General features: G+C 73.3%; 12 protein-coding genes. 7 read left to right on the top strand and 5 right to left on the bottom strand.

Annotated features, from left to right (window positions below; translation table 11 throughout):
- A partial coding sequence (locus AB0K51_RS07905; RefSeq protein WP_363451743.1) for a hypothetical protein occupies positions 1-249 on the bottom strand: 249 nt, incomplete at its 3' end.
- A gap of 221 nt (positions 250-470) precedes the next feature.
- Entirely contained in the window at positions 471-1,664 is a 1,194-nt protein-coding gene (locus AB0K51_RS07900) for an acyl-CoA dehydrogenase family protein (protein ID WP_363451741.1), read from the bottom strand.
- A gap of 162 nt (positions 1,665-1,826) precedes the next feature.
- Between AB0K51_RS07900 and AB0K51_RS07895 the strand changes: the two genes are divergently transcribed.
- Complete coding sequence (locus AB0K51_RS07895; RefSeq protein WP_363451739.1) at positions 1,827-2,822, top strand: chitinase; 996 nt, start codon at positions 1,827-1,829, stop codon at positions 2,820-2,822.
- Between the two features lie 17 nt (positions 2,823-2,839).
- Here the strand turns inward: AB0K51_RS07895 and AB0K51_RS07890 are convergent, their stop codons facing one another.
- A complete protein-coding gene (locus AB0K51_RS07890; protein WP_363451738.1) occupies positions 2,840-3,169 on the bottom strand; it encodes a hypothetical protein in 330 nt (109 codons plus the stop codon).
- A 113-nt stretch (positions 3,170-3,282) separates the two neighbouring features.
- Here AB0K51_RS07890 and AB0K51_RS07885 point away from each other — a divergent pair, with 113 nt between their 5' ends.
- Positions 3,283-4,692 carry a class II fumarate hydratase gene (locus AB0K51_RS07885; protein ID WP_363451736.1) on the top strand — a complete coding sequence of 470 codons (1,410 nt, stop codon included), beginning with the start codon at positions 3,283-3,285 and terminating at the stop codon, positions 4,690-4,692.
- A gap of 69 nt (positions 4,693-4,761) precedes the next feature.
- Here the strand turns inward: AB0K51_RS07885 and AB0K51_RS07880 are convergent, their stop codons facing one another.
- Both AB0K51_RS07880 and AB0K51_RS07875 read right to left on the bottom strand, forming a co-directional pair.
- Positions 4,762-6,474, bottom strand: a complete 1,713-nt coding sequence (locus AB0K51_RS07880; RefSeq protein ID WP_363451734.1) for a hypothetical protein — start codon at positions 6,472-6,474, stop codon at positions 4,762-4,764.
- A 182-nt stretch (positions 6,475-6,656) separates the two neighbouring features.
- Positions 6,657-7,112, bottom strand: coding sequence for an SPW repeat protein (locus tag AB0K51_RS07875; protein ID WP_363451732.1), 456 nt, complete (start codon positions 7,110-7,112; stop codon positions 6,657-6,659).
- A 153-nt stretch (positions 7,113-7,265) separates the two neighbouring features.
- Here AB0K51_RS07875 and AB0K51_RS07870 point away from each other — a divergent pair, with 153 nt between their 5' ends.
- The 5 genes from AB0K51_RS07870 (at position 7,266) to fahA (ending at position 13,169) form a co-directional block, all read left to right on the top strand.
- Positions 7,266-8,600, top strand: a complete 1,335-nt coding sequence (locus AB0K51_RS07870) for a phosphoribosyltransferase family protein (protein ID WP_363451729.1) — start codon at positions 7,266-7,268, stop codon at positions 8,598-8,600.
- 118 nt (positions 8,601-8,718) lie between these two features.
- Positions 8,719-9,930 (top strand): 4-hydroxyphenylpyruvate dioxygenase, encoded by a 1,212-nt coding sequence (hppD, locus tag AB0K51_RS07865; protein ID WP_363451727.1) that lies wholly within the window; start codon positions 8,719-8,721, stop codon positions 9,928-9,930.
- A 37-nt stretch (positions 9,931-9,967) separates the two neighbouring features.
- On the top strand, positions 9,968-11,152 hold the full coding sequence (locus AB0K51_RS07860) for a cupin domain-containing protein (RefSeq protein WP_363451725.1): 1,185 nt from the start codon (positions 9,968-9,970) through the stop codon (positions 11,150-11,152).
- The gene (locus AB0K51_RS07855; protein ID WP_363451723.1) at positions 11,149-11,952 is read left to right on the top strand and encodes a hypothetical protein; all 804 of its coding nucleotides are present in this window, start codon (positions 11,149-11,151) and stop codon (positions 11,950-11,952) included. The genes AB0K51_RS07860 and AB0K51_RS07855 overlap by 4 nt, the downstream gene beginning before the upstream one ends.
- Positions 11,949-13,169 (top strand): fumarylacetoacetase, encoded by a 1,221-nt coding sequence (gene fahA, locus AB0K51_RS07850; protein WP_363451721.1) that lies wholly within the window; start codon positions 11,949-11,951, stop codon positions 13,167-13,169. Before AB0K51_RS07855 ends, fahA begins: the two co-directional genes overlap by 4 nt.
- Positions 13,170-13,223 lie beyond the last annotated feature (54 nt).

Below are 13,223 nucleotides of genomic sequence, written 5' to 3'. Positions count from 1 at the left end.
GTCGGCGTTGGCGGTCAGCTCGTCGGTCGCGGTGGTCGCCGCGTCGACGGACACGGCCTTGCCGGTACGGCGGGCCTGGACGGAGGCCTGATCCGACGTCAGCGGCTTGGCCTTGGCCGGTGCGGCGGGCGCGGTGGGAGCGGCGTGTGCGGCGGCGGTGAAGGCGGTGAGCGACGCGGCGGCGAGCGCCGTCGTCACCGCCCCGGCCAGCCACCGCCGGCCCGGGGTGACCGATATCGGTCTGGTCATGGTCTTTGAGTCCTCGTCTGGGGTGAAAAGTGCAGCCCAGGACGGCTCCAAGCCCCCCCGAGCGGGGAGCAGCCTGCCATGCCGTTCGCGCACGTGCGAGTCTGATCGACTGTGACGTTGCCGGGCCGCGCCGGTTTTGTCGATCCTTCGCCTGATTTGACATCGCATCAGCAGGTAAAGGATTCGCCAAGCCGTTCGGCGCGGCACCGGCCGGCGGGACGTCAGCGGTAGGCGGCCTCGCCGGTGATGGCTTCGCCGAGGACGAGGGTGTGGATCTCGGAGGTGCCCTCGTAGGTGAGGACGGACTCGAGGTTGTTGGCGTGGCGCAGCACGGGGTAGGCGGTGGTGACGCCGTTGGCGCCGAGGATGGTGCGGGCGCTGCGGGCGATCTCCAGGGCGGTGCGGACGTTGTTGAGCTTGCCGAAGGAGATGTGGGCGGGGGCGGCCCTGCCTTCGTCCTTGAGGCGGCCGATGCGGACGGCGACCAGGTAGGCCTTCTCGAGTTCGAGGGCCATCTCGACCAGTTTCTGCTGGGTGAGCTGGAAGCCGGCGATCGGGCGGTCGAACTGGGTGCGGGTGCGGGCGTAGTCGAGGGCGGCCTGGTAGCAGTCGCGGGCGGCGCCGACGGTGCCCCAGAGGATGCCGTAGCGGGCCTCGCCGAGGGAGGAGAGCGGGGCGCGCAGTCCGCGGGCCCCGGGGAGGAGCGCGTCGGCGGGCAACCGGACGTCGTCGAAGGCGAGTTCGCTGGTGACGGAGGCGCGCAGGGAGAGCTTGCCGGGGATGTCGCGGGCGGTGAAGCCGGGGGTGCCGCGCGGAACGAGGAAGCCGCGCACGCCTTCGTCGGTGGCGGCCCAGACCACGGCGACGTCGGCCTCGGAGCCGTTGGTGATCCACAGCTTGGAGCCGTTCAGCACCCAGTCGTCCCCGTCACGGCGGGCCCGGGTCCGCATCGCGGCGGGGTCGGAGCCGACCTCCGGCTCGGTCAGGCCGAAGCAGCCGATGGCGCGGCCGGCCGCCATCTCGGGCAGCCACTGGAGCTTCTGCTCCTCGGAGCCGAAGGCGTGGATGGAGCGCATGGCGAGCGAGCCCTGGACCGACACGAAGCTGCGCAGGCCGGAGTCGGCGGCCTCCAGCTCCATGCAGGCGACGCCGTACTCGGTGGCGGTCGAGCCGGTGCAGCCGTAGCCGTCGAGGTGCATGCCGAGGACTCCCAACTTGCCCAGTTCCGGAGCGAGTTCGCGCAGCGGGACGGTGCCGTGCTCGAACCACTCGGCGAGGTGGGGGCGGATGTGGCGCTCGGTGAAGGCGCGCACGGTGTCGCGGATCAGCCGCTCCTCGTCGGTGAGCAGCTCGGCGACGCCGAGCAGGTCGAGCGGGTCGGGGCGGGTGGGGCCGGCGGATGCACTGGCGGCCATGGGCGGACTCCTCGGAGGGTTCGGGGACGTACCTCGAGGGACGAGTATGCCGCTCCGCGCCCACGCTCTTGACGGGGACAGGCCGTCCTGAAACCCTGCCAGTTAGGAAGGTTTCCTAATCCCCCATCACCTTCTTCCCCTCCCCCACGGAACCGGTGACCCATGGCCAAGCACGCCCGCACCCGTTCGCTCCTCGCCCTCGCCGCCACCGCCGCGCTGACCGCCGGCGCCTTCGCCCTGGCCCCCGCCGGGCAGGCCGCCTCCCCCGACCCGGTCGGCCTCAACGCCCCGTACGAGTACCTGGGTTGGGGCAGCCCGCAGAACCCGGTCCAGGTGATGCAGGCGACCGGCGCCACCCAGTTCACGCTGGCGTTCATGCTCTCCGACGGCGGCTGCAACCCGAAGTGGGACGGCTCCCGGGCGCTCACCGGCGGCAGCGACCAGAGAACCATCAACGCGATCCGCAACGCCGGCGGCGACGTGGTCGTCTCGTTCGGCGGCTGGAGCGGCAACAAGCTCGGCGAGAAGTGCAGTTCGGCCTCGGCCCTGGCCGGGGCGTACCAGAAGGTCATCGACGCCTACAAGTTGAAGGCGATCGACATCGACATCGAGAACACCGAGGTGGCCAGCTCGACGGCGCGCCAGCGGGAGATCAGCGCGCTGAAGACGATCAAGGCCAACAACCCCGGCATCAAGGTGTACGTCACCCTCGGCACCACCACCACGGGCCCGGACTCCGACGGCCTGGACCTGATCAAGCGGGGTGCGACCACCGGCGCCGCGGTGGACGGCTGGACCATCATGCCGTTCGACTTCGGCGGCCACAGCGGCTCGATGGGCTCGGTCTCCACCAAGGCGGCCGACGGCCTGAAGAACGCGGTGGCGAGCGCCTACGGCTACGACTCGGCGACCGCGTACAGGCACATCGGCATCTCCTCGATGAACGGCAAGACCGACGAGTCCGACGAGACGGTGACCACCACCGACTTCACCACCATGCTGAACTACGCCAAGTCGCACCACCTGGCCCGCTTCACCTTCTGGTCGGTCAACCGCGACCGGGCCTGCCCCTCCGGCACCTCGGCGGGCGACAGCTGCAGCGGGATCAGCCAGTCCGCGTACGCCTTCACCAAGATCGTGGCCTCGTACCACGGCTGACGTACCGGGGCGGCCCGTCAGCGCGGGGCGCTGCGGGCCGCCTCGGCGAAGTTGTCCCAGTGGCCGGCGGCGTCGGCGGGGACGCACACCCAGTCCTTCATCGGCCGGCCGCCCATCGGATCGAACAGGTGGGCGCCCGGCAGGTGGAGGGCCTCGGCCATCGCCGAGCTGTCCCGGCCGAGCCGGCAGACCAGGGTGCCCTGGTGCAGTCCGGCGAAGGCCTTGCCGCGCGGGTCCTTCAGGCACGGCATGCCGAACATCTGGCCGCGGCTGACCCCGTGCGGGGCGAGCTCCTCGGCGATCTCCTGGAAGCGGGCGGCCGACGCGCCCGCCGGGTCATCGGTCATACCGCCATCCTCCCCCACCGCCGCCCGGGCGGGACCGGCCGACACGCGTCCGCGGCGCAGCGGGAATGCCGGGCGCCCGTGGAAGGCTGAGCCGTCCAGGAGGTGTCCCAACCATGGCGGACGAACAGAGCTGGCGGATCGAGCACGACTCGATGGGCGAGGTCCGGGTACCGGCGGCGGCCAAGTGGCAGGCGCAGACCCAGCGCGCGATCGAGAACTTCCCGGTCTCCGGGCAGCGGCTGGAGCGCGCGCACATCGCGGCCCTGGCCAGGATCAAGGCGGCCGCCGCGACGGTCAACGCGGATCTCGGCGTGCTGGACGAGCCGGTCGCGGCGGCGATCCGGGCGGCGGCCGAAGAAGTGGCCGAGGGCCGCTGGGACGAGCACTTCCCGATCGACGTCTTCCAGACCGGCTCGGGCACCTCGTCCAACATGAACGCCAACGAGGTGATCGCGACCCTGGCGAGCGAGAAGCTGGGCCGCCCGGTGCACCCCAACGACCAGGTGAACGCCAGCCAGTCGTCCAACGACGTCTTCCCGTCCTCGATCCACATCGCCGCGACGGCCGCGGTCACCCACGACCTGATCCCCGCCCTGGAGCACCTGGCCCGGGCGCTGGAGGAGAAGTCCGAGGAGTTCGCCGCGGTGGTGAAGTCCGGCCGCACCCACCTGATGGACGCCACCCCGGTGACCCTGGGCCAGGAGTTCGGCGGCTACGCGGCGCAGGTCCGCCTGGGCGTGGAGCGGCTGTACGCGACGCTCCCCCGGGTCTCCGAACTCCCGCTCGGCGGAACGGCGGTGGGCACCGGCATCAACACCCCGCCGGGCTTCGCGCCGGCGGTGATCGCCGAGGTCGGCCGGGCCACCGGGCTGGCGCTCTCCGAGGCCCGCAACCACTTCGAGGCGCAGGGCGCGCGGGACGGCCTGGTCGAGCTGAGCGGCCAACTGCGCACCGTGGCGGTCGGGTTCACCAAGATCGCGAACGATCTGCGGTGGATGGGCTCCGGCCCGCGCACCGGCCTGGCCGAGCTCAACCTGCCGGACCTGCAGCCGGGTTCCTCGATCATGCCGGGCAAGGTCAACCCGGTGCTGCCCGAGGTGGTGCTGATGGTCGCCGCCCAGGTGATCGGCAACGACGCCACCGTCACGGTGGCCGGCGCGAGCGGCAACTTCGAGCTGAACGTGATGCTCCCGGTGATCGCCCGCAACGTGCTGGAGTCGATCCGGCTGCTCGCCAACTCCGCCCGCCTGCTGGCCGACCGCGCGGTCGCCGGGCTCACCGCCAACGTCGAGCGGGCCCGCGAGTACGCCGAGTCCTCCCCGTCCGTGGTCACCCCGCTCAACCGGTACATCGGCTACGAGGAGGCCGCCAAGGTCGCCAAGCAGTCGCTGGCCGAGCGCAAGACCATCCGCCAGGTGGTGCTGGAGCGCGGCTACCTGGAGCGCGGCCTGCTCACCGAGACGCAGCTGGACGAGGCGCTGGACGTGCTGCGGATGACCCGCCCGCAGCGCGCCCGGGACTGACGGTCCGCCAGGAGTCCCGCTCGCAGCACGCCCGGGACTGACGGTCCGCCAGGAGTCCGCCGCGCGCCGTCACCGCTTCCGCAGGTCGGCGGCGGCCCGCTTGGCGAGCCGGGCGGCGCCCCGCTCGCGGTGCCCGCGCAGGTACCAGGCCAGCCAGTCGAGCGACTCGGCGAGCGCGGCGCGCCCCGACCCGGGCGGGAAGCGCACCGGACGGTCGACCAGCTCCGCCACCTCGCGCACCAGCGCCGGGACCGGCTCGGTGTGCTCCAGCCTGGCCTCCCGCAGGGCCAGGTTGGCGAGCGCGTGCACCAGCCCGGACAGGTACTCCTCGTCCCGGGCCCGGATCGCGCGATACCGGGCGACCGCCTGGCGGGAGGCGTCCCGGGCCTCCTCGTGGTACCCCCGATCGGCCTGGCGGATGCTCAGGTTGTTGAGGATCCGGGCCAGTTCGAGCCCGGCGGCGTCGCGCTGCACCGCGTCCGCCTCGGGCCGGTCGGCGGCCGGCTGCAGCAGCTCGACGGCCTCCCGCGTCACCGCCAGCGCGTCGGGGTGCCGGCCGGCCGCGGCGAAGCGGGTGCCCAGCGCGTCCAGGCTGCCCGCGAGCAGCGGTCGCACCTGGGTGTCGTACTCCGGCAGCAGGCGGCGGTTCAGGCCGACCGCCTCGGCCAGCACCTGCGCCGCCTCGCCCGGTCGGTCGGCCCAACCGAGCGCCAGGCCGAGGTCGTTGAGCGCCGCCGCCAGGACCAGCCGGTGCCGGGCCGGCGTCGGCGGCAGCCGCCGGGCCAGCTCCACGGCCAGCTGGAACGCCGCCACCGCGCCCGGCAGCTCGCCCCGCTCGGCCAGCGCGTGTCCCCTCCGGGTCAGCTCCCCGATCCGCGCCACGTCGCCGAGCCCGTCGCCGTCCTCGCCGGGAGCGGTCGGCTGCGGGCGCCCGTCGGGGGCGATCCGGTAGCCGTGGGTGCGCAGCAGGCCGTCCAGGTGGGCGGCGAGTGCCGGGTTGTCGTCGGTCACCCGGCGGTGGGCGGCGGCGATCTCGGCGAGCCGGACGTCGGCCTCGTGCCGCGCGCCGGTGTGTTCCAGTTGCTCGACCAGGCTGAGCAGCGCCGCCCAGTACGCAACCTGGTCGGTGCCCTGCCCGCCGCCGTGCGCGGCGTAGTGCCGGACCGCCTCGCGGGCGGCGTCGACGGCCTCGGCGTGCCGCCCGGCCTCGCCGAGCAGCAGGCCGAGGTCGGCGAGGGCGGAGGCGAGGGCGAGCGACTGCCGGGGTTCTGGCCGTTCGGCGAGCAGTGCGCGGCGCAGCACCAGGGCGGCGCGCACGGCGTCGATCGCCTCGGGCCTGGTGGCGGGTCCGGAGAGCTGGTTGGCGAGGTTCTCCAGGGCGGTGGCGTACGGGCCGGCGAAGTCGGCGCGGTTCTCGGCGGCCAGTGTCCGGTAGTGGTCGACCGCCTCGCGGGCGGGCGGCTGCGCCTCGGTGCGGCGCCCGTCGATGCCGAGGGCGAGGGACTGCCGGTACAGCGCGGCGGCCAGGGCCGGCAGCTGGTCGGGCCGGGTGCGGACCAGGCGGCGGGCGGCGTCCACGCCCGCGGCGAGGACGGCGTGCAGTTCGGTGCTCGCGGCCCGGTCGCCGATGAGCGCCGCACCGAGCCGGTCCAGTCGGTCCACCAGTTCGGGCAGCCGGTCCTCGCCGAACCGGGCCACCCGTTCGCGGGCGATCTCGACCTGGCCGCGCAGCAGCCGCAACTCCCGTTCCCCGTCCACCAGTCGGCCCCCCGGTTCGCACACCCTCGGACCGTCCAGGGTAGGCGGGGGTCCGGCCCGGTCGCGCCGTCACGGAGGCGGTTGTGACCGACCCCGAACCGCCGGTTGGCCGGCGCGTCACCCGGTGTTGTCGGCCGGGACACGTCGATGCCCGCCCCGGCGGACCGGGGCGGGCATCCTTGCTGGTAGCGCCGATTGACGACTGGTCAGGTACTACGACGCCGTCCGGTCAGGCCTGCGAAGGCCATTCCGGCCGCGGCCAGGGCCAGGCAGACCATCACTCCGCCGGTGATCACGTTGGTCAGGATGGTGCGGCGGATGTGGGCGCCTCCGTTGACCGCCCACGGCGCGATGATCGTCCATGCGCCGATGCCCAGGCAGGCCCAGGCACGGGCGTGGGTGCGCTCGAAGGCCGAGCCGTAGCCGGCCATCAGCCCGGCGTAGGCGACGCCGAGCACCAGGTTGCTGATCGTCAGGCCGACGAAGGCACTGAAGCCGACGACCCACGGCGAGATCGCGAGGAACAGACCGGACATGATCGCCAGCGCCTCGGCGCCCTGGCCGACCGGGGTGGACGTCACGCGCTCGGCGTGCTCACGCAGGGCCAGAATGTCCGGATGGTGTTCCATACCCGTCGGTAGCTGGGTCGACACCAGGACCACCTCCTCGTAGTCGAGACATGCGAGCCGACTGGTCCCTACCCGTTCGTACCGGTAAATAACGTTACCTGCCGGTTTGTCCTTATTTTTTACTTACACGGCCTTCGCGACGGCGCGAGCGGGCGCGCGTACGGTGGGAACCGGAGAGGTTCCGCGATGCATTTCAGCGACCGGGTCGATGCGGGGCAGCGTCTTGCGGCGCTGCTCGGGGGGTTGCGGGGCGAGCAGCCGGTGGTCGTGGCGCTGCCGCGCGGCGGGGTGCCGGTGGGGGCGCAGGTGGCCCGGGAACTGGGGGCACCGCTGGACGTGTGCGTGATCCGGAAGCTGGGCGTGCCGGCCCAGCCGGAGTTGGCGATGGGCGCGATCGGCGAAGACGGCGCCCGGGTGGTGAACGAGCCGGTGGTGGCGGCGGCGGGGGTCACGCCGGAGCAGTTCGCGGCGGTGGAGGCCCGGGAGCGGGCGGAGCTGGCACGCCGGTCGGCGGCCTACCGGCGCGGGCGGGAGCCCTATCCGGTGGTGGGGCGCACGGTGCTGGTGGTGGACGACGGGGTGGCGACCGGGTCGACGGCGCTGGCGGCCTGCCGGATCGTGCGGGCCCGCGGGGCGGCGCGGGTGGTGCTGGCGGTGCCGGTGGCCCCGCGCGACTGGGCGGAGCACCTCGGCGGGGAGGTGGACGAACTGGTGGCGGTGCAGACCCCGTCCCGGTTCTGGGCGATCGGGGAGTTCTACGACGACTTCGGCCAGACCTCGGACGAGGAGGTGCTGGCGGCCCTGGCGTCCGTTCCCGAACCGGCGCGGCTCAAGGTCGACACCACCGGGTTGACGCTGGCGCTGGACGGGCTGGCGGAGCCGCTGCCGGGCACCCTGGCGGTGCCGGAGGGCGCGGTCGGGCTGGTGCTGTTCGCGCACGGCAGCGGCTCGAACCGGGACAGTCCGCGCAACCGGCAGGTGGCGTCGCGGCTGCACCGGGCGGGGCTGGCCACGCTGCTGTTCGACCTGCTCGGGGAGCGCGAGGCGGTGGAGCGCTGGAAGGTGTTCGACCCGGTGCTGCTGGGCGGCCGGCTGGTGGCGGCGACCCGGGCGGTGCGGGCCGGGCCGGGGCTGGCCGAGCTGCCGTTCGGCTACTTCGGGGCGAGCACCGGCGCGGCGGCGGCGCTGTGGGCGGCGGCCGAGCCGGGGGTGGGACCGGCAGCGGTGGTCTCCCGCGGCGGGCGGCCGGACCTGGCGGGGGCGCGGCTGCCCGCGGTGGCCGCGCCGACCCTGCTGATCGTGGGCGGCGCGGACGAGGAGGTGGTGGACCTGAACCGGCAGGCCCGCTCGGAGCTGCGCTGCGAGAGCGCGCTGCGGATCGTCCCCGGCGCGGGCCACCTGTTCGCCGAGCCGGGCGCGCTGGCGGCGGTCGCCGAACTGGCCGCGGACTGGTTCGCCGGTCATCTCACGCGGCGTCAGCCCGGCGCGATCGGGGGAAACGCTGGGCAATCCGACCAGTGAGAGGGGATCGCGGCTGCTCATCTTGTACACATTGAGCAGCGGGAAGGACACCTGTTGCCCACCTCACCGAGCAGGAGCAAGCTCTGCGCAACCGACCTCGACGTGGAGGATTGCACCGATGACCGCCGACGCCGCAGTTGAACTGACGCCCGAGGAGCTGGAGGCCGGCCTCACCGCCGAACAGCTGCGCACCCTGGTGGGCCTGGTCGAGTACGACGCCTCGACCGACCCGTTCCCGGTCACCGCCCAGGACGCCGTGGTCTTCGTGGTCGGCAACGCGACCCAGACGGCGCAGTTCTACCAGTCCGTCTTCGGCATGGAGCTGGTGGCCTACTCCGGCCCCGAGACCGGCCGACGCGACCGCAAGGCGTTCGTGCTGCGCTCCGGCTCCTGCCGCTTCGTGATCAAGGGCGGGGTGTCGCCGGACAGCCCGCTGCTGGACCACCACCGCCGGCACGGCGACGGCGTCGTCGACCTGGCGATGGAGGTGCCGGACGTGGACAAGTGCATCGCGCACGCCCGCGCCCAGGGCGCCACCATCCTGGAGGAGCCGAACGACGTCTCCGACGAGCACGGCACCGTCCGCCGGGCCGCGATCGCCGCGTACGGCGAGACCCGCCACACCCTGGTCGACCGCTCCCGCTACACCGGCCCGTACCTGCCGGGCTACGTCGTCCGGGAGTCGACGGTGGTCCGTCCCGAGGGCGCGCCGAAGCGGCTGTTCCAGGCGCTGGACCACGCGGTGGGCAACGTCGAGCTCGGCAAGATGGACGAGTGGGTGTCGTTCTACAACCGGGTGATGGGCTTCGTGAACATGGCGGAGTTCGTCGGCGACGACATCGCCACCGACTACTCGGCGCTGATGTCCAAGGTGGTCGCCAGCGGCAACCACCGGGTGAAGTTCCCGCTGAACGAGCCGGCGATCGCGAAGAAGAAGTCGCAGATCGACGAGTACCTGGAGTTCTACACCGGCCCGGGCTGCCAGCACATGGCACTGGCCACCAACGACATCCTCACCACCGTCGACGTGCTGCGCTCGCGCGGCGTGGAGTTCCTGAACACCCCGGACTCCTACTACGACGACCCGGAGCTGCGGGAGCGGATCGGCAAGGTGCGCGTCCCGATCGAGGAGCTGAAGTCCCGCGGCATCCTGGTCGACCGCGACGAGGACGGCTACCTGCTGCAGATCTTCACCAAGCCGATCGGCGACCGGCCGACCGTCTTCTACGAGTTCATCGAGCGGCACGGTTCGCTGGGCTTCGGCAAGGGCAACTTCAAGGCGCTCTTCGAGGCGATCGAGCGCGAGCAGGACCGGCGCGGCAACCTCTGACGGGCAGGCTCGGAAGGCGACAGGGAGAAGCGGGACGATGGCGTACTACCGGCGGCTCGGCGCGGTGCCGCCCAAGCGGCACACCCAGCACCGCACCCCCGAAGGGGGCCTCTACTACGAGGAGTTGATGGGCGAGGAGGGGTTCTTCTCGGACTCCTCGCTGCTGTACCACCGGGGCATCCCGTCGGCGATCACCGCGGCCGAGCCGTGGCAGCTGAGGGACACCGCCACCAGCGCCAACCTCCCGCTGCTCCCCCGCCACCTGAAGCTGCACGAGCTGTTCCCGGGCGACGCCTGGCGCACCGCCGACGTGGTGTCCGGGCGCCGCCTGGTGCTGGGCAACGCGGACGTGCGGATCTCCTACGCGGTGGCCGGCGCGCCGAGCGAGCTGTACCGCAACGGGCTGGGCGACGAGTGCGTCTACCTGGAGTCCGGCACGGCCGTGCTGGAGACGGTGTTCGGCGCGCTGACGGTCGGTCAGGGCGACTACGTCGTGATCCCGCGGGCCACCACCCACCGCTGGGTGCCGACCGGCGACGAGCCGCTGCGCGCCTACTGCATCGAGGCGAACAGCCACATCACCCCGGCCCGCCGCTACCTGTCCAAGTACGGGCAGCTGCTGGAGCACGCGCCGTTCTGCGAGCGGGACCTGCGCGGCCCCGAGGAGCCGCTGCTGGTCGAGGGCGGCCCGGTGGACGTGCTGGTCAAGCACCGCGGCCCCGCCGGCGTGGTGGGCACCCGGTACACCGTGCCGCACCACCCGTTCGACGTGGTCGGCTGGGACGGCTGCCTGTACCCGTACGCCTTCAACATCGCCGACTTCGAGCCGATCACCGGCCGGGTGCACCAGCCGCCGCCGGCGCACCAGGTGTTCGAGGGCAACAACTTCGTGATCTGCAACTTCGTGCCCCGCAAGGTGGACTACCACCCGCTGTCGATCCCGGTGCCGTACTACCACTCGAACGTGGACAGCGACGAGGTGATGTTCTACTGCGGCGGGAACTACGAGGCGCGCAAGGGCTCCGGCATCGGCAACGGCTCGATCTCGCTGCACCCCGGCGGGCACACCCACGGACCGCAGCCCGGCGCGTACGAGCGTTCCATCGGGGTGGAGTTCTTCGACGAGCTGGCGGTGATGGTGGACACCTTCCGCCCGCTGGAGCTCGGCGAGGCCGCGCTGGCCAGCGAGGATCCCAACTACGCCTGGACGTGGTCGCGATGACGACACCAACCGCCCTGTACCGGGGGCTCTTCGACGACGCGGCGGTCTTCCCGCCCGGCGACCTGCCGCTGCCCGAGGCGGTTCCCGCGCACCTGGCGCACCGCTCCGCCTGGTACGCCCCGACCGTCGGGCCGCTGCTCTGCCCGACCGACCGGCTGCCCGCGCTGCGCGAGCTCGCCGGCCCGGACCTGCCGGTCGGCGCGGTGGTGGCGGGCGGCCGGCTCGCCGAGGCCCTCAAGGAGTCGGCGGGGCTGAACCTGGTGACCGTGGAGTACGCGGCCGGCGAGGACGTCGCCGCCGCGGTGGCGGAGCTCGACGCGCTACTGCCCGCCGGAGTCGGCGCGGCGGTGGAACTGCCCCGCTCCGCCCGGCTGGAGGACGCCCTGGACGCCCTCACCGGCACCCCCTACCGGGCCAAGTACCGCACCGGCGGCCTGAGTTACGACGCCTTCCCGGGCGTCGCCGAGCTGGCGGCGTTCCTGGTGGGCTGCGCCGAGCGCGGCCTGCCGTACAAGTGCACCGCGGGGCTGCACAACGCGGTGCGGCACACCGACCTGGGCACCGGCTACGAGCACCACGGCTTCCTCAACCTGCTGCTGGCGGCGGGCAGTTCGGACCGCGACGCGGCGGCGGAGCTGCTCGCGGAGCAGGACGGCGCCCGGCTGGCGACCGCGGTGGACGCCCTGACGGACCATCAGATCGGCGTCATCCGCAGCCGGTTCACCTCCTTCGGCACCTGTAGCATCACCGAGCCGCTGGACGACCTCGCCCGACTCGGCCTCCTGGAGAAGACCTCTTGACCACCACCTGGCTCGACCTGCCCGCCGACTCGCCGTTCGGCGTGCACAACCTGCCCTACGGCGTGTTCACCGCCGCCGACCGGCCCGGCCGGCGGATCGGCGTGCGGATCGGCGACCGGGTGCTGGACGCGGGGGCGGCCGCCCGCGCGGTCGGCGCGGCAGCCCCGACGGCCGACCTGCTGGCCGCCGACACCCTCAACCCGCTGATGGCGGCCGGGCGTCCGACCTGGCGGGCGGTGCGGGCGGCGCTCACCGAGTGGCTCACCGACGGCTCCCACCGGGCCGCGGTCGCGCCGTGCCTGCTGGACCTCGCCGACGTCGAGCTGCACCTGCCGTTCGAGGTCGCCGACTACGTCGACTTCTACGCCTCCGAGCACCACGCCACCAACCTCGGCCGGATCTTCCGCCCCGGGCAGGAGCCGCTCACCCCGAACTGGAAGCACCTGCCGATCGGCTACCACGGCCGGGCCGGCACGGTGGTGGTCTCCGGCACCCCGATCACCCGCCCGCACGGCCAGCGCAAGGCCCCCGCCGACGCCGCGCCGAGCCACGGCCCCACCCGCCGGCTGGACATCGAGGCCGAGGTGGCGTTCGTGGTCGGCGCGCCCAGCACCATGGGCCGCCCGGTGCCGCTGGCCGACTTCGCCGAGCACGTGTTCGGCGTCTGCCTGCTCAACGACTGGTCGGCGCGCGACATCCAGGCCTGGGAGTACGTGCCGCTCGGCCCGTTCCTCGGCAAGTCCTTCGCCACCTCGGTCTCCCCCTGGGTGGTCCCGCTGGACGCCCTGGAGCACGCCCGGGTCGCCCCGCCGGCCCGGGACGTCGAGCCGCTGCCCTACCTGGACGACCGCGACGGCGAGCCCTGGGGCCTGGACCTGGCCATGGAGGTCCGGCTGAACGGCAGCCCGGTCTCCCGCCCGCCGTTCGCCTCGATGTACTGGACCGCCGCCCAGCAGCTCGCCCACCTGACCGCCAACGGCGCCTCGCTGCGCACCGGCGACCTGTACGCCTCCGGCACCGTCTCCGGCCCGGAGCCGGAGACCCGCGGCGCCCTGATCGAGCTGACCTGGAACGGCGAGCAGCCGCTCAAGCTCCCCGACGGCACCGTCCGCACCTTCCTGGAGGACGGCGACGAGGTCGCCATCACCGCCACCGCCCCCGGCCCGGGGGGGCTGCGGGTCGGTTTCGGAGAGGTCACCGGCCGCATCACCGGCTGATCATGACCCTCCGTCAGCTGCGGGCGCGTCAACCACGCGCCCGCAGCACGCCGC

The sequence above is a fragment of the Kitasatospora sp. NPDC049285 genome (assembly GCF_040678815.1).
GTDB lineage: Bacteria > Actinomycetota > Actinomycetes > Streptomycetales > Streptomycetaceae > Kitasatospora.
This window is presented reverse-complemented; position numbering and strand designations above follow the sequence as displayed.

Coding starts and splice junctions, on each gene's coding strand:
- AB0K51_RS07900 (WP_363451741.1), bottom strand. CDS start 1,664: ATGGCCGCCAGTGCATCCGCCGGCCCCACCCGCCCCGACCCGCTCGAC.
- AB0K51_RS07895 (WP_363451739.1), top strand. CDS start 1,827: ATGGCCAAGCACGCCCGCACCCGTTCGCTCCTCGCCCTCGCCGCCACC.
- AB0K51_RS07890 (WP_363451738.1), bottom strand. CDS start 3,169: ATGACCGATGACCCGGCGGGCGCGTCGGCCGCCCGCTTCCAGGAGATC.
- AB0K51_RS07885 (WP_363451736.1), top strand. CDS start 3,283: ATGGCGGACGAACAGAGCTGGCGGATCGAGCACGACTCGATGGGCGAG.
- AB0K51_RS07870 (WP_363451729.1), top strand. CDS start 7,266: ATGCATTTCAGCGACCGGGTCGATGCGGGGCAGCGTCTTGCGGCGCTG.
- hppD (WP_363451727.1), top strand. CDS start 8,719: ATGACCGCCGACGCCGCAGTTGAACTGACGCCCGAGGAGCTGGAGGCC.
- AB0K51_RS07860 (WP_363451725.1), top strand. CDS start 9,968: ATGGCGTACTACCGGCGGCTCGGCGCGGTGCCGCCCAAGCGGCACACC.
- AB0K51_RS07855 (WP_363451723.1), top strand. CDS start 11,149: ATGACGACACCAACCGCCCTGTACCGGGGGCTCTTCGACGACGCGGCG.